Genomic DNA, 26,224 nt, shown 5'->3' with positions numbered 1-26,224 from the left:
ATACTCCTATACTAAACGCGGATTTATTTTATCAATATTAATATTAAATTTTTTAATAGCGTCTAAAACTACTTGAACATCTATTTTTCCGAATTTAGATAACTCTTTTAATACTGCTATAACGATATAATGTTCATCAATTTCAAAATATTGACGTAAATTTTCTCGACTATCTGAACGACCATAACCGTCAGTTCCTAATACACTATAAGATATAGAAGGAACATATTTTCTAATTTGTTCAGCATATAACTTCATATAATCTGTTACAGCAAGAGCAATATTATTATTCATAATTTTAGAAACATATGGAACTTTAGATTTTTGAGCAGGATGTAACATATTCCAGCGATCGCAATCTTGCCCATTTCTAGCTAACTCTGTAAATGATGTGACGCTATAAACATCTGAACCAATATTATAACTTTCAAATAAAATTTTCGCAGCTTTTCGTACAAGATTTAATATAGCACCAGATCCTAATAATTGTATAGAATAATATTTACTAGAATATTTTTCTAATTTATATATTCCTTTGCAAATACCTTCTTGTGATTTTTTTAATAAACCTGGCATATAATAATTTTCATTTGTTACAGTAATATAATAATAAATATTTTCTTGTTTGCATCCGTACATTCTTTCCATACCATTCTGAATAATTACTGCTAATTCATAAGAATAAGCTGGATCATAAGATATACAATTAGGAACTGTTAAAGAATAAATATGACTATGCCCATCTTCATGCTGTAAACCTTCTCCATTTAAAGTTGTTCTTCCAGATGTTCCTCCAATTAAAAATCCTCTAGCTTGCTGATCTCCAGCTGCCCAGCATAAATCGCCAACTCTTTGAAATCCAAACATAGAATAATAAATATAAAAAGGAATCATTGGAAAATCATTTGTACTATATGAAGTAGCAGCAGCTAACCAAGATGATAAAGCTCCTAATTCGTTAATTCCTTCTTGTAATATTTGACCATTTATATCTTCTTTATAATAAGATAGAATACCTTTATCCTGAGGAATATAATTTTGACCATATAAATTATAAATTCCGATTTTTCGGAAAAGATCTTCCATTCCAAATGTACGAGCTTCATCAGCAATAATAGGTACAATTCTTTTATTAATCTTATTATTATTTAAAAGTATATACAAAATTCTAACAAAAGAAATAGTTGTCGAGATTTTTTTTTTATTCTCTTGTAAAACAGAAGAAAAATCTTCTAAAGTAGGAATAAATATTTTTTCAGAAAAGTATTTTCTTCTTTCTGGAATATATCCTCCTAATTTTTTTCTCTGAGCATGCATATATTTATATTCAATTGAATCATTTGAAAAAGAAACATATGGTAAATTCTTTAATTCTACATCTGAAACTGGAATTTTAAATGAATTTCTAATATATTTTAGATCTTCTAAACGAATATCTTTAGTTTGATGAGCAATATTTTTCCCTTCAATGTTTTTTCCCATACCATATCCTTTAATTGTATGAAAAAATATTACTACAGGTTTATTTTTAATGCTTTGTGCTAATTTTAAAGCAGAATAAATTTTTTTAAAATCATGTCCTCCTCGATTTAATTTCCAAATTTCTTCATTAGTCATATTTTCTACAATTTTTAAAGTTTCTGGATAACGACCAAAAAAATTTTTACGAATATATTCTCCATCTTTTGATCTAAAAGTTTGATAATCACCGTCTAAAGTTTCATTCATTAATTTTACTAACTTCCCACTAATATCTTGTTTTAATAATTTATCCCATCGACTTCCCCAAATCACTTTAATTGTTTTCCAACCAGCTCCCTTGAAAATACTTTCGAGTTCATTAATAATTTTCCCATTTCCATTTACTGGACCATCTAATCTTTGTAAATTACAATTAATGATAAAAACTAAATTATCTAATTTTTCACGAGCAGCAATATTGATTGCTCCTTTAGATTCTGGTTCATCCATTTCTCCATCTCCTAAAAACGCATACACTTTTTGATGATCTGTATTCTTTAAACCTCTATTTTTTAAATATTTTAAAAATTTCGCTTGATAAATAGCGCAAATTGGTCCTAAACCCATAGAAACCGTTGGAAATTGCCAAAAATCAGGCATTAACTTCGGATGAGGATAGGATGGCAATCCTTTTCCATGAACTTCTTGTCTAAAATTATTAAGTTGCTCTTTTGATAATCTTCCCTCTAAAAAAGCTCTTGAATAAATTCCAGGAGAAATATGTCCTTGAAAATAAATTATATCTCCTAAATTAAAATTATTTTTTGCATGAAAAAAATGGTTAAAACAAACTTCATAAATAATTGCTGAAGATTGAAAAGATGCTAAATGACCTCCTAAATTTAAATTTTTTTTAGAAGCTCGCAAAACCATCATAATTGCATTCCAACATACATGAAAACAAATTTTTTTTTCTAATTTTAAATCTCCTGGATAATTTAATTCTTCTATATCAGAAATAGTATTAATATAATCTGTATACATATTTCTCTTTTTTTGAAAAACATTAATACTTTTATATTTTTTAAATATTTTTTTTATTAAAAAAATATATCTTGGAACTCCATCTTGTTTAATAACTTCATCTATTGAATCTAACCATTCTTTGGTTTCAAGAGGATCTATATCAATTTCCTTATCATTCTTCATATACACTTAAATTTCTCCGTTTTGTATGAAAAAATAAATTTTATTTACAATTAAAAAAAATTTTATTTAAATGATTAAATAAAAAATTTACATTAAATTAAAATTTAATATCTTTATTTAAAAATTTTAAAATAAATAATAAATAAAAAAATATAGTTTAAATTATTTAAATAAATAATTTTTTTTATTTTTTAAACAAAAAAAAACAAAAAAAATTTATCAAATATAAATATTTTATTTAAATTTATTTATATAAATAAAATATATGAAATTTATATTTCAATTTTTATATAATTTTATCAAAAAAAAAATTCTTAATAAATAATTTAAATAAAATACTTCTCAATATTTTTTTTTACCAAATATTTATTTTCTTAACCAAAAAACTTGAATTTATTTTTATTTTTAAAAAAAATATTTTTTAATTATATTTTATAAAAAAAAAATATAACAAATATTTTATCAAAATAATCATATTTAATATGAAAAATTTTATTAAATATAATAAATATAAAAAATTTTACATCTTTCTTCGTCTTAAAATTTAAGAATAATGATCTTTAATATCCTCATCAGTAAATACAGGCCTTTTAGTATTTTTAAAATATTTATTATTAATAGAAAATTTATAATTTGTTTGTGTATTCGCATTCGCATATGGACTAAAATGAGAAAAACTAATTTTACTCAATTCTGAAACAACTTCATATTTTAATGACTCTAACATATTTGAAAAAATAATAAAAGATTCACGTTTATATTCTAATTTAGGATCTTTTTGCGCATATCCTCTTAAATGTATTCCTTGTCTTAAATATTCCATATCAGATAAATGTTCTTTCCAAAAAAAATCTAATTTCTGCAACATAATAGATTTTTCTATATTTCTCATATTATTAAAACCAATTAAACTTTCTTTAATAAAATAATTTTTTTTAAAAACTTTTATAATAATATTTAAAATATCAATTTTTTTATAAATTTTTTTGTTATCTAAAAAATTTTTAAAAAAAATTGTGATAGAAAAATTTTCAGATAAATTTTTTTCTATTTTGTAAAAATCAAAATTCCTTAAAGATATTTTCTTAATACGAATAAAATTTTTCACTATAGATAAAAATACATCTTTAGATATATCAGAAATAGTATTCTTAATATCTTTTTTATTAATTAGTATATTCCTTTGCTTATAAATTACTTTTCTTTGTTCATTAATTACATTATCATACTCTAAAAGTTGCTTACGAATATCAAAATTTCTATTTTCTACTTTTTTTTGTGCATTTTCTATTGCTTGACTCACCCATTTATTTTCAATAGATTCCCCATATTCCATTCCAATCGCACGCATAATTTTTATTATTTTTTCTGATGCAAAAATTCTCATTAAATTATCTTCCATAGAAACATAAAATCTTGAAGAACCACAATCCCCTTGACGACCAGATCTTCCTCGTAATTGATTATCAATCCTTCTAGATTCATGTCTTTCTGTACCAATAACATGTAGTCCACCAACCGATAAAACTAAATTATGATTTCTTTCCCATTTATTTTTTTTAAAATCAAAGTTATTATTTTTATTTTTTGTCTCTTTATCCAATGCCTGATGTTCAAAATATCCTCCTAAAATGATATCTGTTCCTCGACCAGCCATATTAGTTGCAATAGTTACAGCTCCTAATTTTCCAGCTTCAGAAATAATTTTTGCTTCTTGTTTATGAAATTTTGCATTTAAAACATTATGTTTGATATTTAAATTTAATAAACTCTGAGAAATCATTTCAGATTTTTCTATAGAAATAGTTCCTACTAAAACAGGTTGTTTCTTCACATAACATTTTTTTATATCTTCTATAATAGCTTCAAATTTTTCTTTTTCTGTTAAATAAACTAAATCAGGAAGATCTTCTCTAATCATCGAGCAATTAGTAGGTATAACTACAGTATCTAAATTATAAATCTCACGAAACTCAAAAGATTCTGTATATGCAGTACCAGTCATGCCTGATAATTTTTTATATAAACGAAAATAATTTTGAAAAGTGATGGCAGCTAAAGTTTTATTTTCATTTTTTATAAAAACATTTTCTTTTGCTTCTATTGCTTGATGCAGTCCATCTGACCATCTTCTTCCTGGCATGATACGACCAGTATGCTCATCTACTATAATAATTTCATTTTTTTTAACTATATAATCAACATTTTTCGTAAATAACTTATGAGCACGTAAAGAAGCCAGAACATGATGCAAAAGTTTTATATTCTTCGCAGAATACAAAGATTCATGGGTTTCCATAATATTTTTTTCTACTAATATATTTTCAATTTTTACTAAACCTCTTTCTGTTAAATGTACTTGTCTTGTTTCTTCATCTAAAAAAAAATCTCCCGTTCCAGTAAAATCTTCAGTATCTTCTTTTTCTTGTTGAACTAAATGAAAAATAATTTTATTAATTGTTATATATAATTTCGAATAATAATCATCTTCTCCCGAAATAATTAAAGGAGTTCTAGATTCATCGATTAAAATAGAATCTACTTCATCAATTAAAGCGTAACTCAAACTTCTTTGAACTTGCTCATGAGGAGAAATCACCATATTATCTCTTAAGTAATCAAAACCAAATTCATTATTAGTTCCATATGTTATATCTGCAGAATAAGCTTTTTTTTTTTCATGAAAAGATAAATTTGATAAATTTAGTCCTACAGTTAAACCTAAAAATTCAAATAATATTTTATTTTTATTCGCATCTCTGTGTGCTAAATAATCATTCATGGTTACAATATGAACTCCCTCTCCTGTAAGAGCATTTAAATATGCAGGAAGAGTGGCTGTTAATGTTTTTCCTTCACCTGTTTTCATTTCAGCAACACATTGATTATGTAATACAATGCCTCCTAATAATTGAACATCAAAATGACGCATATTAAATACCCTTTTACTTGCTTCTCTCACAGTAGCATAAGCTTCTACTAATAAATCATCTAAAGTTTCATTTTTTTTTAAACGCTTAATAAAAATTTTTGTATTTTCTTTTAATCTCTCATCAGTAAATTTTTTATATAACTTTTCTAATTCATTAATCTTTTTCACAATAGGATTTAATTTATTTAATATTTTTTCATTACGACTTCCAAAAATTCTCTTCAAAAAATTAAAAAACATTTCTTTTTCTCTTATATAAAAATTTTTATTAATATATGAAAATTTTTTAATATACTTTTCTAAAAACATTGAATCATATAATAAAAAATTATAATTCATGTATTTATTTAAAACACTCAAAAAATTATAAAAAAATTAAAATATTCTTCTTCTCTCTATATAAATTTTAAATAAAATTTTAAAAAATTTTTATAATCACTAATATTTTTTAAGAGTTATCATAAATAATAATAAAATACTTTAAAAAAAAAGTTATAAAAAAAATAATTTATTACATTTTATTTCAAAATTTTTAGCATATTGAACAGATAATAAATACAAACCTTTTGATAATACCGTGGGACCACATAAACTTTTATCTTTAGATTTTAAAAGATCTAATAACCAAGATTTTTTTTTCTTCAATCGACCAATTTCAATTAAAGATCCTACAATATTTCTCACCATATGATATAAAAAAGAATTTGCAGTAATATCAATAATGATAAATTTTTTTTTATATTTATATATATTAATATTTTTTATTTCTCTCCACGGCGTTGAAGACTGACAACCAGACGCTCGAAATGAAGAAAAATCATTTTCTCCAATTAAAAATTTGCTAGATTGATTCATTTTATCAACATCTAAAGAAAAAAAAATATGATTAACTCTATTTCTCAAAATAGAAGATCTAATACAATTATTATATATAATATAACGATAACTTCTAGAAAGAGCAGAATAACGTGCATGAAAATCTTCTGAAACATATTTTGCCCAAATAATAGAAATATCTTTTGGTAAAAAACTATTTACACCAAAAATCCAGGAATGAATATTTCGAAAAAATTTAGTTTCAAAATGTATCACTTGATTTAAAGCATGAACTCCAGAATCTGTTCTTCCTGCACAAAATATATTAATTTTTTCATTAGCTATTTTCGATATAGCATATTCTAACTTATTTTTAATTGAAAATTTTTTTATATGACTTTCCCAACCAAAATACTTACTTCCATCATATTCAACTCCACAAGCTAATTTCATAATTTTATAACCTTTTTAAAATTTATATATCTTGATTCATTCAGTATTAAAACATAAAAAATTTAAAAAAATCTTATAAAATTTATTATTTTAAAAAAATTATATACAATATTAATAAATAAATAATTTAAAAAAATATTTAATTTCATATTATAAACTTCTAATATATATTTAAAAATTAATAAAATTCTATTTTATTAATTTTATTTAATTGCAGTAAAAATATTAATAAAATAAAAAGGAAAAAACGTGAAAAAAAAAAAAAAATATAAAAAATCTTCTTTGAGTATTTTATCATTAGCTGGAGTAAATTCTTATAAAAAAAAAAAAAATGAAAAATATATGAATGCTAATCAAATAAAACACTTTACAAAAATTCTTGAAACATGGAAAGAACAATTAAATAAAAATAAAAAAAATATTTATCATGTATCAAAAAAATCATCTAACTTTCCTGATCCAGTTGATCGAGCAGTACAAGAAGAAGAGTTTAATTTAGAATTATTAAATCAAGATCGAGAAAATAAATTAATTAAAAAAATTGAAAATACATTAAAAAAAATACAAGAAAAAGAATTTGGATATTGCTCTTCTTGTGGAGTCAAAATAGGTATTAAACGACTAGAAGCAAGACCAACAGCTCATTTATGCATTGATTGTAAAACTCTAGAAGAAATTCGCGAAAAACAAATTCTTGGATAAAAAAAAAGATAGTGAAAACGATTAATTCAATTTCACTATCATTTAATATTAATTTAATTTCATTTAAAATTAAATAATAAATATATCATAGATTAATTATAATCTTACAAATATTCAATATATATTCAAATAAAATACTTTAAAATAAATAATATGATAATAATTCCTAAAAAAAACCATAACATATCTCGAAAAAAAATCAGCAAAAACGCATTAAAAATTTTATGTAGATTAAAAAAATCAGGATATCAAGCTTATCTTGTTGGAGGAAGCGTTCGTGATTTAATTATAGGAAATCAACCCAAAGATTTTGATTTAGTCACCAATGCAACTCCTTTTGAAATACAAAAATTATTTAAAAATTGCAGACTCATTGGAAGAAGATTTCAAATTGCTCATATTATGTTTAAAAAAGAAATCATTGAAGTATCAACTTTTAGAGGAAATAACCAGCATCATAAAAAAAAAAGGTATAAAAAAAAAGAAAAATTCGGAATTTTATTAAGAGATAATGTTTTTGGAGGAATAGAAGAAGATGCAGAAAGAAGAGATCTAACTATAAATACTTTATATTTAAATATATTTGACTTAAGTATTCGAGATTATGTTGGAGGTATTAAAGACATTAAAAAAAAAATAATTCGTTTAATTGGAGATCCTGAAACGAGATATCGTGAAGATCCTGTTAGAATTCTTCGAGTAATTCGTTTTTCAGCGCAATTAAAAATGAAAATAGAAAAAAAAACAGCAATAGCAATTCCAAAATTAGCAAAATTACTTTCTTATGTTCCTGGGGCAAGATTATATAATGAACTTAATAAACTTCTACAAACAGGATTTGGATATCAAGCATATAAAAAACTAAAAAAATTTTGCTTATTAAAACGAATTTTCCCTTTTCCATTTTTAGATTATAATAAAAAAATAAATTTTTTAATTAATAAATTAACAATTAATGTTCTAAAAAAAAATGATCAAAAAATTCAAAAAAAAAAAAAAATTAATCCTGCTTTTTTATGGTCTGCAATATTATGGTATCCGTATTTTATAAATACAATCAAGATAAAAAAAAAAAAAAAAATGACATATAAAGATGCTTCATATATATCTTTAAAAAAAATTTTAAAAAAGGCATCTTATATGCTATCTATACCAAAACAAATTATTTATTCTATACGAGAAATTTGGAAAATAATCAATATTATTACATATCATAAAAAAAATTTATTTTACCAAATAAAAAAAAACAAAAAATTTTATGAAGCTCATAATTTATATATCTTAAAAAAAAATATTGAAAAAAAAATTAATTTTAAAAAAAAATTAATAAAATAATTTTTAAAAATATTTTTACTTTTTTAATTTTTTAAAACAATGTAAGAATTTTATTTTTTATTAAAATATAAATTGAGAAAATTTCAAAAAATATCATACATAGTATATATTATAATGAAAATATAAATAATATTTTTTATATATAAAAAATTTTCAATATCTTTAAATATAAATTTTTTTTAAATTTTTAATTTTGTATTGCTTTTCTAAAAATAAATATTTCTTTTATAAATAAAAATATTTATATGAAAAAATACATAAATATCTTCCAATATTTCTATCACTATTCATAGATATCTGTAATTTGTATAAAACTCATGATGTAAGTAAATGATAAAATATTTTCATGAAATTATTAAAATAATTCTATTATTCTTTATAGGTTCAAAAATCTATTTTTGATCCAAATAAAGAAAATTTAAATATATTTTATTTATTAAAACCATTCAAAATAAAAATTTTTTATAGCTAATTATTTATTAAATTTAATAATATATCCAAAATAAAACAAAAATATTTTTTTATATTAAAATTAAAAATAAATGTTAATTTTTTTTTTTAAAATTCATGAATTTTATTAAAATTATTCTATTAATAAATAAAATAAAAATATTAACTATAAATATTTAATAAAAAAAATAATCTGTTAAATTATAATTAAGAAAAAAATTTTTATTTAAACATTCTGTAAGTTTATATAACAGTTTTTATATATAAATAATTAAAAAAAATAATTAAACTAAAAAAAAAGGAAAAAAAATGATCAACGTATTAAAATTTGGGGGAACATCATTATCTAATTCAAAAAATATCCTTTTAGTATCAAAAATAATTATAAAAAAATTCAAAAAAAAAAAAATAGCAGTAGTTTTATCAGCTCCAGCAAATATTACAAATATTTTAGAAAAATCTATTGAACTAGCTATTCAAAAAAAAAATTATAAAAAAGAAATTCAAAAAATACATGAAAAATTTTATAAAATAGTAGAAGAAATTTCTTTAACAAATGAAAATTTTTTATTGAAAAAAGTAAAATCTAAAATAAATCAAGAAATGAAATTTCTTCAAAAAATGTTGAAAAGTATATATTTTTTAAATAAATGTCCAAAAAAAATTTTTGCAATAATTGTATCTAAAGGAGAAATATTATCTACAAAAATTATGGAAAATATTTTAATTTCTAAAAATTATAATACTTTTATCATTAATCCTATAAAAAATCTAATTTCTAATGGAGATGCTTTAGATTCCTATGTTAATATACATGATTCAAAAAAAAATATTAAAAAACTAAATATTGTTAAAAAATCTATCATTTTAATGCCAGGTTTTATTGGTGGAAATTATAAAAAAGAATTAGTTTTATTAGGAAGAAATGGATCAGATTATTCAGCAGCTGTTTTATCTGCATGTTTAAAAGCAAAATCCTGTGAAATATGGACTGATGTTGATGGAATATTAACTTGTGATCCAAAAATAGTACCTAATGCAAAAATAATTTCTAATATTTCATACAATCAAATTATCAATTTATCAAATCTAGGAGCGAAAGTTTTACACCCTAAAACAATTTCTCCGTTAAAAAAACTAAACATTCCATGTTATGTGAAAAATACTTTTAATGAATCTAAACGTGGAACAAAAATTGTAAAAAATTCAAAACAAAAAAAAAATAAAAATTATTCAAGCATTACATATATAAAAAATATTTGTAGTTTTTCTATAAAATCTAAAAACACAAAAAAAATAAATAAAGTATATAAAAAAATATTAAATAAACTAAAAAATCAAAAAATTTATTTTTTTTCATCAATAAAAACTATCAATCAAAAATATATTAATCTGTATATAGAAAAAAAATATTATAAAAAAATAAAATATATATTAAAAAAAAAAATTTTTAAACAAGAAAATTATAAAAAAAAAATAAAAACTAAAAAAAAACTATCTATCATATCTCTCATTCATTCCAAAAACTCTCAAAAAAATAAATTATCAAATCATATACAAAAATTTTTAAACCGCTATAAAATTAAAATTATTAATGTAATTAGTAATCAATCAAAAAATATAATTTCATTTATTATAAATTCTAAAAATACAAATAAAACAATAAAATTGTTACATAAAATTTTATTAAACAAAGTAAAAACTATAGAAATTTTTTTATTAGGTATAGGAGGAATAGGAAAAACATTACTAAAACAAATCTCACAAGAAAAAAGAAATTTAAAAAAAAGAAATTTAGCATTAAAAATTTTTTTAATAGCAAACTCAAAAAAAATACTTTTCAATAAAAAATCAATTAAAATTGAATCATGGAAAAAAGAATTTCTAAACAATGGAAAGACATATCCTCAACAAGAAGAATTAATTAAAAAAATAAGCAAAATTATCAAAAAAAATAACTATATTAATCCAGTGATTATTGACTGTACTTCTAGTAAAGCAATTTCAAAACAATATTTTAATTATATAAAAAATAGATATCATGTTATTACTTCAAATAAAAAATTTAATACAGGAAATTTAAAAAATTATAAAAAAATAAGAAAACTTGCATGTAAAATGAATAAAAAATTTTTATATGAAACAAATGTTGGAGGTGGATTACCAATTATTCAAACAATAAAGAATTTTGTAAAAACAGGAGATAAAATCTCATACTTTAAAGGTATTTTATCAGGTTCATTATCTTTTATTTTTGGAAAATTAGAAGAAGGAATGTTATTTTCAGAAGCTATTCAACAAGCACATCAAAAAGGATTTACAGAGCCTGATCCAAGAGAAGATTTATCAGGATTAGATGTAGCAAGAAAACTTTTGATTATTGCTCGTGAAATAGGACATTCATTAGAACTTCAAGATATACAAATTCAAAAAATCCTACCAAAAAAAATAAATAAAAAAAATAATGTTAATGAATTCTTTCAAGAAATAAAAAAATTTGATGAATACTTTTTAAATCAAATTGATTCTGCAAAAAAAAATGAAAAAAAAATAAAATTTATTGGTACGATTAATCAAAATGGAATATGCAAAATAAAACTTTCAAAAATAAATAAAAATGATCCATTATATAACGTCAAAGATGGAGAAAATGCATTATCCTTTTATAGTAAGTATTATCAACCTATTCCATTAGTAATAAAAGGATATGGAGCAGGAAAAGAAGTTACTGCATCTGGTGTTTTCTCTGACTTATTAAATACTATTTAATATATGGAAAATATATCAAAATGATTAAAATATATGCACCTGCATCTATTGGAAACTTAGGAGTTGGATTTGATATTCTAGGAGCTGCAATCACTCCAATAAATAATAAAATTTTAGGGGATATTATTACTATTCAATCATCTCATCAATTTCAATTAACTAATATTGGAAAATATGCCCAAGAAATACCACAATATAATAAAAAAAATATTGTATGGAAAGCATGTAAACTATTTTTTGAAAAAATCCAAAAAAAAAATAAAATACATATCATACTTGAAAAAAATTTACCTATTAGTTCAGGACTTGGATCTAGCGCATCGTCTATTGTATCAACGTTGGTTGCATTAAATATTTTTTTTAATTATCCTTTAAAAAAAAAAAAATTATTACAAATGATGGGTTCCTTAGAAGGAGAAATCTCTGGTGAAAAACATTACGATAATGTAGCTCCTTCATATCTTGGAGGCATCCAATTAATCTTAAATACAAAAAAAAATATTTCTAATAGTATTCCTTATTTCAAAAAATGGTTTTGGATTATTGCCTGGCCTGGGATAAAATTGTCTACTTCACAATCTCGATCTATCCTTCCAAAATTATATAAACGAAAAACATGTATTCAATACGGGAAAAATATCTCACAATTCTTATATTCCTCGTATACTAATCAATCAGATTTAGCAATTTCTTCTATGAAAGATGTTATTGCAGAACCTTTTAGAAAAAATTTAATTCAAGGATTCTTAAAACATAAAAAAAATTTAAAAAAAATTGGTTCTTTAGCTTATGGAATTTCTGGATCTGGACCAACGTTATTTTCAATTACAGAAAATAAAAATATTGCAAAAAAAATTCAAAAATATTTTTTAGAAAATTATATTCAAGAAAAAAATGGATTTTCTTATATTTGTACCATAGATTCTTTTGGTGCAAGAGAGGTTAAATAAAAAAATATGAAATTATATAATCTTAAAGATATAAAAGAACAAGTAAACTTTTCTCAAGCAGTCAAACGAGGTTTAGGAAGAAAACAAGGATTATTTTTTCCAGAAACAATACCAAGAATTTCTAAAAAAAAAATAAAAAAATTAATTAATGAAACTTTCATTACGAGAAGCCAAAAAATTTTATCAATCTTTATAGGTTCTGAAATAGAAAAATCAATCATCAATAAAAGTATTCAAAAAGCATTTTCTTTTCCAGGTCCAAAAATTTCTTACATTACAAAAAAAATCTTATGCTGTGAACTTTTTCATGGACCGACGTTAGCTTTCAAAGATTATGGAGCTAGATTCATGGCTCAAATACTATCTTTATTAAATACAGAAAAAAAATCTATCACTATATTAACAGCGACATCAGGTGATACAGGAGCAGCAGTAGCACATGCATTTTATAAAATGAAAAATATTAGAGTAGTAGTTCTTTATCCAAAAGGGAAAATTAGCAAAATACAAAGAAAATTATTTTGCACTTTAGGACATAATATTACTACAATTGCAGTAGATGGAAGTTTTGATGAATGTCAAAAATTAGTTAAAAAAGCATTTAATGATATAGAAATAAAAAAATATACACAACTGAACTCCGCTAATTCAATTAATATTAGTCGTTTACTTGCGCAAATTTGTTATTTTTTTGAAATATTTCATTTAATCCCTGAAAGCATTCATAATAAAATCATTATTTCAGTTCCATGTGGAAATTTTGGAAATCTCACTGCTGGATTAATAGCAAAATCTATGGGATTACCAGTAAAAAAATTTATATTATCTACAAACTCAAATAATACCGTTCCTAGATATTTAAAAACAGGAATATGGAATCCATACAAAACAATTTCAACTATGTCAAATGCAATGGATATTAGCAGACCAAATAATTGGCCTAGAGTCCAAAAAATACTTCAAAAAGAACAATGGAAAATAAATAAACATTTAGAATATGGATCTGTATCAGAAGAATCAACAAAAAAAAATATCAAAGAATTATTTAAAAAATTTAATTATATCTCTGAACCTCATGCTTCTGTTGCATATACTCTATTAAAAAAATCAATTAATAAAAAAGATTTATATGGAATCTTTTTAGGGACAGCACATCCAATTAAATTTCAAGAAACAGTAGAAAAAATTTTACAAATAAAATTACAAAAACCGCAAGTAATATCTAAAATTATTCATTTAAAAGAATTATCATATAATATTAAACCAAATTTTAATACATTAAAAAAAATCTTAATAAATCATCAATAAAAATAAAATAGAGAGGAGTATATCCTCTCTAAAAATTTTATACATTAAAAAGAAAATGAATAATATCTCCATCATGAACTATATAATCTTTACCTTCTAATCTTAATTTTCCAAATTTTTTTGCATGATTTTCAGATTTATATTTTATAAAATCTAAATAACTAATAACTTTAGCGCGGATAAAACCTTTACTAAAATCACTATGAATTACTTTAGCTACTTGAATAGCTCGAGAATTTTTTAAAAAAGGCCAAGCTCTAATTTCTTTTTTCCCAACAGTAAAAAATGTTTCTAAATTTAACATTTGATAAATAGATCGAATAATTTTAGAAATATCATTATTTTTTTTAATTTTAGATTGATTTTTATGAAATAAATGTGGAAAAATCATTTGAGTATGATCATTTTTTAAAAAATCTTTAAGTTTATTTAATAAGATATTGTTTTTTTGATTTAAATCAGCGTTTATTAAAAATAAAGTAGGTTTTAACGTTAAAAATTTAAAACGTTTAATATAAGATAGTTCTATTGAAGATAATTTTAACGTTTTCAAAAAAGAAAACTTCTGTAAATGTAATAAACATTTTTTTAAAATTTTTTTTTCTTGTAAAACTAAATCTTTATTAAAATTTTTATAATTTTTCTTTAATAAAAGATTTTTTTCACATACTTCTATATCTGAAAAAATTAACTCTGTATTAATTATTTCAATATCATGAAGAGGATCGATTTTATTTTCAACATGTAAAATATTTTCCTTTTGGAAAGTTCTCACAACATGGATTAAAGAATCTACCTCACTAATTTGACTTAAAAATTTATTTCCCAAACCTTCTCCTTGAGAAGCTCCTTTCACTAATCCTGCAATATCAACTATTTTTACAAATGTTCGTATAACTTTTTCTGGATAAACAATTTTTTCTAATTCTAACAATCTATCATCCATCACAGGAGCAAATCCTATATTTGGATTAATAGTACAAAAAGGGAAATTCAAAGAAGGAACTGACAAATTTGTTAAGAGATTGAAAATAGTAGATTTTCCTACATTTGGTAAACCAATTATTCCGCATTTTAAACTCATATTTTTCTCTAAAAATTTTAAATAAAAATAAAAATATTATATTTATGTATATACAAAAATATTTTATAGAATAACTAAAAAAAAATAGACAAAATTGATTTTTTAATTGCTTGAAAAATTTTTTCCCGTTCATGTGATGTTGGTTTAGATAAAACATAATTAGATATTTCATGAACATTATCTGGACGACCAATTCCAATCGATAAACGTTTATAAAAATTTTTTTTTTTAAATTTTTGGATAATTCCTTTTAATCCTTTATGCCCATTGCTTCCATATCCGTTCTTTAATTTTATAACACCAGGTTGTAAATCTAATTCATCATGAATAATTAACATCTCATTTAATGTAATATTATAAAAAGAAGATATTTTATATATAGGTAAAAAATTTAAATTCATATAAACATCTGGAACAAACAAAAAAACTTTTTTATTAAAAAAAAGAATTTCGCTAACGTAACCATTAAATTTATTTATTTTTTTAAATTTTTTATTATATATTTTTGACAACATATGAAGATACCATATACCTGCATTATGACGTGTATTTTTATACTTCGTAATTGGATTTCCTAATCCTATTATTATTTTTAAATTTTTCAAAATTTAATTTCCTAAAACATTATTAAAATTATAAAAAATTTATTAAAAAAATTAATATAAAAATTTTAAAAAAAATATAAAATAATGAAATTATTTTAAAAAAATAAAAAATTTTATCATATATAATTTGTATATCATAAATTTTTTAAATAAAATAAATAATATTTTTTTTAAACCATAAAATTATTTATATATCAATGAATTCTTAAAAAACATCATGAAAATTATAAAAAATAATAAAATATATAAATTTAAAAAAAAAATTTCTATAAAATCATTTTCATTAAGATAAATAATCCATTGATCTTTTGAAATATTCTATTTGAATACAAATGTTAATAAAATTTTTTTTATTATCCTTAACATTATAAGATTAATATGTTAAATTTTAATTTTAAAATACATCTATACTTTTAGAAATAATTTTTTAAATAATTAAAAAAAAAAATAATCATTCTATATTAAAAATTATCTTTTTTTTATTCATGGATTAATACATGCACAAAAAAAAAAATTTATTAAGTAAAAGATTTAGATCATTCTACCCTGTAGTTATTGATGTAGAAACAGCTGGATTTAATCCCGTTACTGATGCAATTTTAGAAATTGCAGTTATTACATTAAGCATGAATGATCATGGATGGTTAAAAATTGAAAAAAAAATTCACTTTCATATTAAACCATTTCAAGGATCTTTAATTAAAAAAGAGGCTTTATCTTTTAATAAAATTGATCCATTTAATCCTCTTAGAGGTGCAGTAAGTGAAAAACAAGCTCTAAAAGAAATTTTCTCTATTATATATCAAGGAATAAAAAAATACGGATGTAGCAAAGGAATCATTGTTGCGCATAATGCAAACTTTGATTATAACTTTCTTATGGCTGCGTGTAAACGAGTCAAACCTAAAAAAAATCCTTTTCATCCATTTGTAACTTTTGATACAGCAGCTTTAAGTGGATTAGCAGTAGGGCAAACAGTATTATCAAAAGCATGCAGAGCAATTGGGTTATCTTTTGATAATAATCAAGCACACTCTGCATTATATGATACCTTACAAACTGCAAATTTATTTTGTGAAATAGTTAATCGGTGGAAAAAATTAGGTGGATGGCCAGTTAAAAAAAAAAATAAACTTTATTTTTAAAAGATATAATGTAAAAATTTTTTAATTTAATACATTATATCTTTATTTAAAAATAAAAATATTTTTTCTTAGAAAAAATATTTTTTCTTAAATAGTATTTTGAATTTTATTTTTTAATAAACATTTTTTAATAATTTTTTTTAATTTACCACTATGAAATAAATCTTCAATAATATCACTTCCACCTATTAATTTTCCTGAAATCCATAATTGAGGAAATGTTGGCCAATTAGAAAATATAGGTAATTCTCTTCTAATTTCAGGATGTTTAAGAACATCTATATATGCAAATCTTACTTTAAAAAATGATAAAAAATTTACTGCTTTTGCAGAAAAACCACAACTAGGAAATTCAGGAGATCCTTTCATATAAATTAAAATTGGATTTTCATTAATTTGCTTTTGAATTTTAGAAATAACATTCATACATACACACCTTAAATTTATAAATTATTAAATTATAAAATTTTATATATTTTATTTGTAATTAAATAAAATATATTTATAATATACATGTATTAAATATATATAAAAATATTTGAATATGTAAATATTTTATTAATAAAATATTTTGAAAAATTTGATTTATTGGGGCTGATTTTGGATTTGACAAAATATTCTTATACTGATGTGCATGACGAGGTTCGGTTGGCCTCGTAAAAAAACCGAAAAAAAATATCTGCAAAAAATAAACAGGAATACGCTTTAGCAGCTTAAAAAACTGTTTTAAAGCCCATTGAAATCTTATTTTTTTCTCTTGAAATAAGGTCTCCGAGAATGGTCATAAAATTTAGAGATCGCATAAAAAGATTGTTTTTATCTGGTTATGTTAAAAAAAAAAAAACTATATTTCTTTTAAAATGTCTTAAATAAAAAAAGAAAGAAAAAAACTATATAAGACTAATCATGTAGTTACATTGGTAAAAAGTAATTTTTTGGACGCGGGTTCAAATCCCGCCAGCTCCAAAAAATATTAATTTTATTTTATAATTTGAAAATTATTATATAATACTAAATTTTTTCTTGTAAAAAATTTAAATATTTACTTTATTATAAAAAATATTTTTGGATATATATATGAATAAAAAAAAAGAAAAAATAAAAACACAAATAAATAATAACTCTAAAACCAAAGAAAATATTATTAAAAATAAAAAAAAAAAAAAAAAAAATATACTCCTGAAAAAATTTTTAAAATAAAAAAAAAAATTGATCAAATAAAAAAAAAAATAAAAGAATGTCCATTAAGATTATTAGCAAATATTGAAAATCTAAAAAAAAATACTCAAGAAAATTATCGATTGATAACACAAAATAAAAAAAAAAAATTTATTAAAAAAATTACACTTATTTCAAATAATCTTAAAAATATTATTAATGATTTAAAATCAAAAAAATATGAAAATATTCCAGAATTTCAAGGAATTATCTTAATTCAACAATCTCTAAAAAAAATACTAAAAAATCAAAATCTAAAAAAATATTAATTAAGATTATATTTTTTTATAACACAAATATATAAAAATTAATCTATACTCCAATCAATAATTTTTTTTTTTTGTTTTAAAAGAATTTTATTTACAGAAGAAAAATGTTTACACCCAAAAAAACCCCTATATGCAGATAACGGTGATGGATGTGAAGAACATAAAATATAATGTTTAGATTTATTAATTAAATTAATTTTTTTCTGTGCATACGAACCCCATAAAAGAAATATAACTCCAGAATGATAATAATTAATTAGAAATATTATATAATCTGTAATTTCTTCCCATCCATACTTTCTATGCGAACAAGGTAAATTTTTTGTGACTGTCAAAATAGAATTTAAAAGAAAAACTCCTTGTATGGACCATTTTTTTAAATAACCAGAATTAATTGTAAGATCGCCTTGAATATCTGAAATTAATTCTTGAAATATATTTCTTAAAGAAGGAGGATATTTCACTCCTTTATTTACAGAAAAAGCTAATCCATTAGCTTGATTTTTTTTAAAATATGGATCTTGACCTAAAATAACTACTTTAATATCTTTAAATTTAGTAAAACGGAAAGCCTTAAAAACATCTTTTTTTTTAGGATAAATTTTTTTAAATTTCCTTTTAAAATTAATTTTTTTTACTATTTTAATAATTTTATTTTTTTTATTTTTTAATAAATTTTTCCAAGTAAAAATATTTTTTTTCATTATTCCCTCAAAAATTAGTTTCTTTCAAACATTATTAATAATAAAATATATATAAAAATAAGATTTTTTATAAAAAAATACAAAAAATCTATTAAACTAAAATTTAGTAATAAAATATATAAAATTATATATAAATATTTAAAATATTTTCAATCTTATGAAAGGAAAAATTTATGACTTTAGTTACTCAATTAGCACCTGATTTTTTAACATCAGCTGTACTGAAAAACGGGAAAATTATTGATAATTTTCATTTTAAAAAATATATATCTGGGAAAAAAGCTGTTTTATTCTTTTGGCCCATGGATTTTACTTTTGTATGCCCATCAGAGATTTTATCTTTTAATAAATATTATCAAGAATTTAAAAACAGAAATGTTAAATTAATAGGTATATCATTTGATTCAGTTTTTGTTCATCTAGCTTGGCAAAAAACAAAATATAAAAATGGAGGAATTGGACCAATAAAGTTTGCTATGGCTTCTGATATAAAAAGAACAATACAAAAATCTTACGGTGTTGAACACCCTGTTTTAGGAATGGCCTTACGTGCATCTTTTTTAATTGATGAAAATGGAATCATAAGACATCAAGTAATCAATGATCTTCCTTATGGAAGAAATATAAAAGAAATGTTAAGAATGGTTGACTCTTTAATATTTCATCAAAAAAATGGTGAAGTATGTCCAGCAAATTGGAATATCAACAAAGCAGGAATGCAAGCAAATCCTGAAGGGGTATCAAAATATCTTTCTAAAAAAATGAAAAAAATATAATTTATATTCGATTAATCAAATGTTTAAATATCATTCATGATTTGATTAATCGAGTAAAAATTTTACTAAATTATAGTTAAAAAAATATATATTTATAATATATAAAAATTTATCACTTTATAATTAATAATCGTCATCATCAAAATCATCTAAAATACTTTCATTATTCGTTCCATGATAATGATTATTTTCAAGAAAATTACCATCATGATTTGAAATATCATCGTGAAAAACATCATCACTATCTGATAGTGTATTTCCAGTTTTATGAAAATCTTCAGATTTATGTAAATCATCATTTACATATACATTATTTATGTCATGTGAATCATGAACAGGAAAATAATGCTCATGTGCAGAATGTAATATTTCATCTTCTGGTCTATGTTGTCCGCTAAATAAATTCATTAACATATTTCCAGCAACCATTCCTCCAGCTACTCCTGCAGCCGTCTGTAAAGCATTTCCAAGAAAACTGCCATGTGAAGAAGAAGAAGGAGTAGAAAAAGTATTATTATTCATAGGAGAAGAAGATGATTCTGAAGATTTATTCTCACTATAAGTATTATTTATGGGATTATTATTTTTTAAAATTTTACTTTCCTCTTTTTGATACGGCATATATTTTTCAAGCAGACCAGATAAAAAAGTTTTTTTTGTAGTTGTATTAGATTTATTTTTCTTTAAATGATCAATTATTTGATTTAATTTTTTTATAGCAACTTCTTGAACCAAAATTGTTTGAATCATATAATATATAGAATTTTTTTGTTTTGCATAACAATGATAAATAAATTTTTCTGCATTTTCATCTCTATTAGAAGATGTGTTTTCTGCTTTTCTTAAACGAGAAAATAATTCTTCGATTAATTTTTTTTCTTTATTATCCATAATTTCCTTAAAATAATTAATTGATTAAAAAACTAAGTAATTGAAAATTTTTTTGTTAATAAAAACAAAAATTATTATTTAATATAAGAAATATTTTAAGATAAATTAAAATAATAGTAAAACTCTAATTTTAAATTTTTCTAAAATGTATCCAAAAAAAAATTATATTTTGCTAAGATTCACCGAATTATAGCATTATGTTATAATTAAAATATAAAAATATATCAATGTAGAATAAAGAGAAACAACTGAATGAAAAAATTTGCTAAAGAAATAATAGATGTAAAAATTGAAAAAGAATTAAAAAATTCTTATTTAGATTATGCTATGTCTGTCATTATCGGAAGAGCATTACCTGACGTGAGAGATGGTTTAAAACCTGTCCATAGAAGAATACTTTTTGCAATGAATATATTAAAAAATACATGGAATAAACCATATAAAAAATCAGCTCGTATAGTTGGTGATGTAATTGGAAAATATCATCCTCATGGAGATAACGCTGTATACGATTCAATTGTTCGTATGGCGCAATTTTTTTCTTTAAGATATATTTTAATAGATGGTCAAGGAAATTTTGGATCTATTGATGGAGATTCTCCTGCAGCAATGAGATATACTGAAATTAGAATGTCAAAAATCGCACATACTCTTCTAAATGATTTAGATAAAAACACTGTAAAATTTACTAAAAATTATGATGGAACAGAAAAAATTCCTGAAATTTTACCTGCAGAAATTCCAAATTTATTAATAAATGGATCATCTGGAATAGCTGTTGGCATGGCGACTAATATCCCTCCACATAATTTAAATGAAACAATTGATGCTTGTTTACAATATATAAAAAATCCAAAAATAAGTTTAAAAAAATTAATGCAATATATTCCTGGACCTGATTTTCCAACATATGGAATAATTAATGGAAAAGAAGGTATCAAAAAAGCATATAAAACAGGAAAAGGAAAAATTTATTTACGAGCACGAGTAAAAATTGAAAAAAATATAAAAACGAAAAAACAAAAAATCATAATATATCAATTACCGTATCAAACAAATAAATCACGCTTAATTGAAAAAATCGCTTTTTTAGTTAAAGAAAAAAAAATTGAAGGGATATCTGCGCTAAGAGACGAAAGTGATAAAGATGGCATGCGAATTGTAATTGAAGTTAAAAAAGAATCTATTTCTGAAATTGTTTTAAATAAATTATATGCTTTAACAGGATTGCAAACATCTTTTGGAATTAATATGGTAGCTTTAAATAAAGGACAACCAAAATTAATGAATTTAAAAGATATTTTGAAATATTTTGTTATGCATAGAAAAGAAATTGTTACACGTAGATGTATATTTAATTATAAAAAATATAAAAAAAAAATTATTTTATTAGAAGGATTAGCTGTTGCTTTAACAAATGTCGACTTAATTATTAATTATATTAAACAATCAAAAAACATAACACAAGCAAAAAATTTTTTATTATCAAAAAAATGGACTATAGATTCTGAAACAAAAAAATTAATCAGTTACAAAAACAATAATCAAAAAAAATATTTTTTTTCTTCCGAACAAGTTCATAAAATACTCAATACAAAATTAAATAAATTAACTCATCTAGAACATCAAAAAATTATTCTACAATATAAAAAAATACAAAAAAAAATTTTTTATTTTAAAAAAATACTAAGCAAAGAAAAAAAAATGATACAAGTAATTAAAAAAGAACTAAAACAAATAAAAAACAATTTTGGAGATCCGAGAAGAACAGAAATCAAAAAAAAAACATCTAATATTCAAATACAAGATATGATTATTTCAAAAAATGTTGTAGTTACTTTATCACATGCAGGATATGTAAAATATCAACCAATAAATGAATATGAAGCACAAAAAAGAGGAGGAAAAGGAAAATACGCAACTAAAATGAAAGCAGAAGATTATATTGAAAATCTTATTATTGCAAATACTCATGACACAATATTATGCTTTTCAAGTAGAGGAATAATATATTGGATGCAAGTTTATCAACTTCCAGAATCCAATCGTCATTCTCGAGGAAAACCAATAGTTAATTTATTACCACTTAGTAAAAAAGAAAGAATAACAGCTATTCTTCCATTAAAAAAATATAAAAAACAAAAAAATATATTCATGGCAACTGCGCTTGGAATCGTTAAAAAAACAGCTTTAAAAGAATTTCAAAATCCTAGAAACAAAGGAATTATTGCATTAAATTTAAAAAATAATGATGAATTAATTGGAGTATCTCTCACTTCTGGTAATGATAATATCATGTTATTCACATCTAAAGGAAAAGTAGTGCAATTTTCAGAAAAATATGTCAGATCAATGGGAAGAACTGCAACCGGAGTCAAAGGAATTAAAATAGATAAAAAAGATAAAGTAGTTTCTTTAATAATTCCTAAAAAAAATGGAGAAATATTAGTTATTACTCAAAAAGGATATGGAAAAAGAACTAATATAAAAGAATTTCCAATAAAATCTAGACTGACAAAAGGGGTAATATCTATTAAAATTACTAAAAAAAATAAATCTGTTGTTAAAGCAATACAAGTTAAAGAAAAAAATCAAATAATAATAATTACAAATGCTGGAAAATTAGTAAGAACCAGAGTATCTGAAATAAATGTTTTAAAACGGAATACTCAAGGAGTAATACTAATAAGAATGTTTAAAAAAGAAAAAGTAGTTGGTTTACAAAAAATAAAAGAAAAATTAATATAAAAACTTTATATTTATATAAATAAATTTATAATTACTTTTTTTAAATAATACTCATAATTTTTTAATAAAAAGTTTTAAATAGGTAAAATGAAAGTGAAACAAAGTTTATATGTTACAAAAAGAAATGGGAAAAAAGAACTTATGAATTTAAAAAAAATTCATAAAATATTACTTTGGGCATCACAAGGTCTTAAAAATATTTCTATTTCGAAAATTGAACTCAAATCTAAAATACAATTTTATAATGGAATTAAAACAAAAGATATTCATAAAATAATTATTAAATCTTCTGCTGACTTAATTTCAGAAACAAACTCAGATTATCAATATTTATCTGCAAGATTAGTTGTTTTTCATTTAAGAAAAAAAGCATATGGAACATTTAATCCGCCAAAATTATATCAACATATTAAAAAAATGATTAAAAAAAAAAAATATGATAAAAAAATATTAAAAAAATATTCAATCATAGAAATTAATCAAATAGATAATTTTATTCAACATAATAGAGATATGAACTTTTCATATGCAGCAATCAAACAAATGGAAGGAAAATACTTAATAAAAAATAGAATTACAGGAAAAATTTATGAAACGGCACAATTTTTATATATTCTAATTTCTATATGCGTTTTTTTAAAATATCCAAAAAAAAAAAGATTAAAATATATAAAAAAATTTTACAATGCTATATCAACTTTTCAAATTTCCTTGCCAACTCCGATTATGGCTGGAGTACGAACACCAAATCGTCAATTTAGTTCATGTGTACTAATTGAATGTGATGATAGTTTAAATTCTATTAATGCAACCGCTAATGCAATTATAAAATATGTATCAAAACGTGCTGGAATTGGAATTAATGCAGGAAAAATAAGAGCTTTAGGTAGTCCAATTAGAAACGGAGAAACTTTTCATACAGGATGTATTCCATTTTATAAACATTTTCAAACAGCAGTAAAATCATGTTCTCAAGGTGGAGTAAGAGGAGGATCTGCAACTGTATTTTATCCCATATGGCATTTAGAAGTAGAAAATTTAATTGTTTTAAAAAATAACCGTGGAATTGAAGAAAATAGAATTAGACACATGGATTATGCTGTTCAAATAAATAAATTTATGTATAAAAGAATGATTTTAAGAAAAAAAATTACTTTGTTTAGTCCATCTGATGTTCCAAATCTATATAAATATTTTTTTTCCAATCAAAAAAAATTTAAAAAATTATATATAAAATATGAAAACAATAATAATATTCGTAAAAAACAAATAAAAGCTTTAGATTTATTTACATTAATTTTAAAAGAAAGAACATCTACAGGAAGAATATATATACAAAATGTAGATCATTGCAATTCACATAGTGCATTTAACCCTCGAAAAGCACCCATTAAACAATCAAATTTATGTTTAGAAATCACACTTCCAACTACTCCAATCAATGATATTCATGATCACAAAGGAGAAATTGCACTTTGCACATTATCTGCAATTAACTTAGGAACAATAAAAAAACTAAAAGAAATCAAAAAAATTACAAATTTAATTGTAAGAGCATTAGATGAAATACTAGATTATCAAGAATACCCAATTTATTCAGCAAAAAAAAGCGCTAAAAACAGAAGATCATTAGGTGTTGGTGTAATTAACTTTGCTTATTATTTAGCAAAAAATAACGTTCGTTACTCCGATGGTAGTGCAAATAAACTTACTCATAAAACTTTTGAAGCAATACAATATTATCTTTTACAATCTTCATGTAATTTATCAAAAGAAAAAGGCGCATGTAAATTTTTTCAAGATACAAATTACTCTAAAGGAATTCTTCCAATAGATACTTATAAAAAAGATATTGATTTTATTTGTAATGAAAAACTCCATTTAAATTGGGAAAAGTTAAGACAAAAAATAAAAAAATATGGCTTAAGAAATTCAACTCTATCTGCTTTAATGCCATCAGAAACTTCTTCTCAAATTTCTAATGCAACGAATGGAATTGAACCACCAAGAGGATATATTACAATTAAAGCTTCCAAAGATGGAATATTAAAACAAGTAGTACCAGAATATGAAAAACTTAAATCAAACTATGAATTACTTTGGAATATTCCAAATAATATCGGATATCTTCATTTATGTGGAATCATGCAAAAATTCATCGATCAATCTATTTCAGTAAATACAAACTATAATCCAAAAAAATTTAAAAATGAAAAAATACCTATGAAAACAATGATAGAAGATATTCTAATTGCTTATAAATATGGAATAAAAACTCTATATTACCAAAATACAAAAGATGGTGATAAAAATTTTCAAAACAATTTTTTAAAAAAAAATGATAACAAAAAAAATTGCAATGAAGTATGTTTTATTTAAAATAAAATATAAAATTTAAG

17 protein-coding genes, 1 other RNA gene and 1 pseudogene are annotated in these 26,224 nt (G+C 21.8%); 11 read left to right on the top strand and 8 right to left on the bottom strand.

From position 1 onward, the window contains the following. Positions 1–6: 6 nt before the first annotated feature. The 3 genes and pseudogenes from aceE to truA all read right to left on the bottom strand — a co-directional run bounded on the left by aceE (position 7) and on the right by truA (position 6,871). Positions 7–2,670 carry a pyruvate dehydrogenase (acetyl-transferring), homodimeric type gene (gene aceE / locus M3Y47_RS00245; protein ID WP_252839492.1) on the bottom strand — a complete coding sequence of 888 codons (2,664 nt, stop codon included), beginning with the start codon at positions 2,668–2,670 and terminating at the stop codon, positions 7–9. A 643-nt stretch (positions 2,671–3,313) separates the two neighbouring features. Beyond that, positions 3,314–5,842, bottom strand: a pseudogene (secA, locus tag M3Y47_RS00240) (preprotein translocase subunit SecA); the annotation flags it as partial. 252 nt (positions 5,843–6,094) lie between these two features. Then, on the bottom strand, positions 6,095–6,871 hold the full coding sequence (truA, locus tag M3Y47_RS00235) for a tRNA pseudouridine(38-40) synthase TruA (RefSeq protein WP_252839491.1): 777 nt from the start codon (positions 6,869–6,871) through the stop codon (positions 6,095–6,097). 249 nt (positions 6,872–7,120) lie between these two features. Between truA and dksA the strand changes: the two genes are divergently transcribed. The 5 genes from dksA (at position 7,121) to thrC (ending at position 14,385) form a co-directional block, all read left to right on the top strand. Further along, positions 7,121–7,573: an RNA polymerase-binding protein DksA gene (gene dksA / locus M3Y47_RS00230; protein WP_252839490.1), complete on the top strand. Its 453-nt coding sequence runs from the start codon at positions 7,121–7,123 to the stop codon at positions 7,571–7,573. Between the two features lie 153 nt (positions 7,574–7,726). Next, complete coding sequence (pcnB, locus tag M3Y47_RS00225) at positions 7,727–8,908, top strand: polynucleotide adenylyltransferase PcnB (RefSeq protein WP_252839489.1); 1,182 nt, start codon at positions 7,727–7,729, stop codon at positions 8,906–8,908. A gap of 759 nt (positions 8,909–9,667) precedes the next feature. Next, entirely contained in the window at positions 9,668–12,127 is a 2,460-nt protein-coding gene (thrA, locus tag M3Y47_RS00220; RefSeq protein WP_252839488.1) for a bifunctional aspartate kinase/homoserine dehydrogenase I, read from the top strand. Between the two features lie 20 nt (positions 12,128–12,147). Next, entirely contained in the window at positions 12,148–13,077 is a 930-nt protein-coding gene (thrB, locus tag M3Y47_RS00215) for a homoserine kinase (RefSeq protein ID WP_252839487.1), read from the top strand. Between the two features lie 6 nt (positions 13,078–13,083). Further along, the gene (thrC, locus tag M3Y47_RS00210; protein ID WP_252839486.1) at positions 13,084–14,385 is read left to right on the top strand and encodes a threonine synthase; all 1,302 of its coding nucleotides are present in this window, start codon (positions 13,084–13,086) and stop codon (positions 14,383–14,385) included. Positions 14,386–14,422: 37 nt separating this feature from the next. Here thrC and ychF read toward each other — a convergent pair whose 3' ends face one another. Beyond that, positions 14,423–15,469, bottom strand: a complete 1,047-nt coding sequence (gene ychF, locus M3Y47_RS00205; RefSeq protein ID WP_252839485.1) for a redox-regulated ATPase YchF — start codon at positions 15,467–15,469, stop codon at positions 14,423–14,425. 74 nt (positions 15,470–15,543) lie between these two features. Next, positions 15,544–16,074, bottom strand: a complete 531-nt coding sequence (gene pth / locus M3Y47_RS00200) for an aminoacyl-tRNA hydrolase (protein ID WP_252839484.1) — start codon at positions 16,072–16,074, stop codon at positions 15,544–15,546. A 497-nt stretch (positions 16,075–16,571) separates the two neighbouring features. Here pth and rnt point away from each other — a divergent pair, with 497 nt between their 5' ends. Then, a complete protein-coding gene (rnt, locus tag M3Y47_RS00195; RefSeq protein WP_252839483.1) occupies positions 16,572–17,219 on the top strand; it encodes a ribonuclease T in 648 nt (215 codons plus the stop codon). Between the two features lie 87 nt (positions 17,220–17,306). Here rnt and grxD read toward each other — a convergent pair whose 3' ends face one another. Next, entirely contained in the window at positions 17,307–17,645 is a 339-nt protein-coding gene (gene grxD, locus M3Y47_RS00190) for a Grx4 family monothiol glutaredoxin (protein ID WP_252839482.1), read from the bottom strand. 164 nt (positions 17,646–17,809) lie between these two features. Here grxD and ssrA point away from each other — a divergent pair. Both ssrA and grpE read left to right on the top strand, forming a co-directional pair. Further along, positions 17,810–18,188, top strand: a transfer-messenger RNA (tmRNA) gene (gene ssrA, locus M3Y47_RS00185). A 218-nt stretch (positions 18,189–18,406) separates the two neighbouring features. Further along, complete coding sequence (gene grpE, locus M3Y47_RS00180) at positions 18,407–18,706, top strand: nucleotide exchange factor GrpE (protein ID WP_354667628.1); 300 nt, start codon at positions 18,407–18,409, stop codon at positions 18,704–18,706. 38 nt (positions 18,707–18,744) lie between these two features. Here the strand turns inward: grpE and ung are convergent, their stop codons facing one another. Further along, positions 18,745–19,410, bottom strand: a complete 666-nt coding sequence (gene ung / locus M3Y47_RS00175) for a uracil-DNA glycosylase (RefSeq protein ID WP_252839481.1) — start codon at positions 19,408–19,410, stop codon at positions 18,745–18,747. A 173-nt stretch (positions 19,411–19,583) separates the two neighbouring features. On the opposite strand from ung, the gene M3Y47_RS00170 reads away from it, so the two are divergent. Next, complete coding sequence (locus tag M3Y47_RS00170; protein ID WP_252839480.1) at positions 19,584–20,186, top strand: peroxiredoxin C; 603 nt, start codon at positions 19,584–19,586, stop codon at positions 20,184–20,186. 123 nt (positions 20,187–20,309) lie between these two features. Here M3Y47_RS00170 and M3Y47_RS00165 read toward each other — a convergent pair whose 3' ends face one another. Further along, the gene (locus M3Y47_RS00165) at positions 20,310–21,077 is read right to left on the bottom strand and encodes a DUF2076 domain-containing protein (protein ID WP_252839479.1); all 768 of its coding nucleotides are present in this window, start codon (positions 21,075–21,077) and stop codon (positions 20,310–20,312) included. A 252-nt stretch (positions 21,078–21,329) separates the two neighbouring features. Here M3Y47_RS00165 and gyrA point away from each other — a divergent pair, with 252 nt between their 5' ends. Together gyrA and nrdA are read left to right on the top strand one after the other, a co-directional pair. Next, positions 21,330–23,825: a DNA gyrase subunit A gene (gyrA, locus tag M3Y47_RS00160; RefSeq protein WP_252839478.1), complete on the top strand. Its 2,496-nt coding sequence runs from the start codon at positions 21,330–21,332 to the stop codon at positions 23,823–23,825. Between the two features lie 93 nt (positions 23,826–23,918). Then, positions 23,919–26,204, top strand: coding sequence for a class 1a ribonucleoside-diphosphate reductase subunit alpha (gene nrdA / locus M3Y47_RS00155; RefSeq protein WP_252839650.1), 2,286 nt, complete (start codon positions 23,919–23,921; stop codon positions 26,202–26,204). Positions 26,205–26,224 lie beyond the last annotated feature (20 nt).

This window comes from Buchnera aphidicola (Sipha maydis) (genome assembly GCF_024029855.1).
In the GTDB taxonomy this organism is placed as follows: Bacteria; Pseudomonadota; Gammaproteobacteria; order Enterobacterales; family Enterobacteriaceae; genus Buchnera_J; species Buchnera_J aphidicola_BI.
The sequence above is the reverse complement of the archived record's forward strand: the minus strand, read 5'-3'. Positions and strand labels throughout refer to the sequence as shown.

Coding starts and splice junctions, on each gene's coding strand:
- thrA (WP_252839488.1), top strand. CDS start 9,668: ATGATCAACGTATTAAAATTTGGGGGAACATCATTATCTAATTCAAAA.
- M3Y47_RS00165 (WP_252839479.1), bottom strand. CDS start 21,077: ATGGATAATAAAGAAAAAAAATTAATCGAAGAATTATTTTCTCGTTTA.
- rnt (WP_252839483.1), top strand. CDS start 16,572: ATGCACAAAAAAAAAAATTTATTAAGTAAAAGATTTAGATCATTCTAC.
- ung (WP_252839481.1), bottom strand. CDS start 19,410: ATGAAAAAAAATATTTTTACTTGGAAAAATTTATTAAAAAATAAAAAA.
- pcnB (WP_252839489.1), top strand. CDS start 7,727: ATGATAATAATTCCTAAAAAAAACCATAACATATCTCGAAAAAAAATC.
- grxD (WP_252839482.1), bottom strand. CDS start 17,645: ATGAATGTTATTTCTAAAATTCAAAAGCAAATTAATGAAAATCCAATT.
- aceE (WP_252839492.1), bottom strand. CDS start 2,670: ATGAAGAATGATAAGGAAATTGATATAGATCCTCTTGAAACCAAAGAA.
- gyrA (WP_252839478.1), top strand. CDS start 21,330: ATGAAAAAATTTGCTAAAGAAATAATAGATGTAAAAATTGAAAAAGAA.
- thrB (WP_252839487.1), top strand. CDS start 12,148: ATGATTAAAATATATGCACCTGCATCTATTGGAAACTTAGGAGTTGGA.
- truA (WP_252839491.1), bottom strand. CDS start 6,871: ATGAAATTAGCTTGTGGAGTTGAATATGATGGAAGTAAGTATTTTGGT.
- thrC (WP_252839486.1), top strand. CDS start 13,084: ATGAAATTATATAATCTTAAAGATATAAAAGAACAAGTAAACTTTTCT.
- ychF (WP_252839485.1), bottom strand. CDS start 15,469: ATGAGTTTAAAATGCGGAATAATTGGTTTACCAAATGTAGGAAAATCT.
- M3Y47_RS00170 (WP_252839480.1), top strand. CDS start 19,584: ATGACTTTAGTTACTCAATTAGCACCTGATTTTTTAACATCAGCTGTA.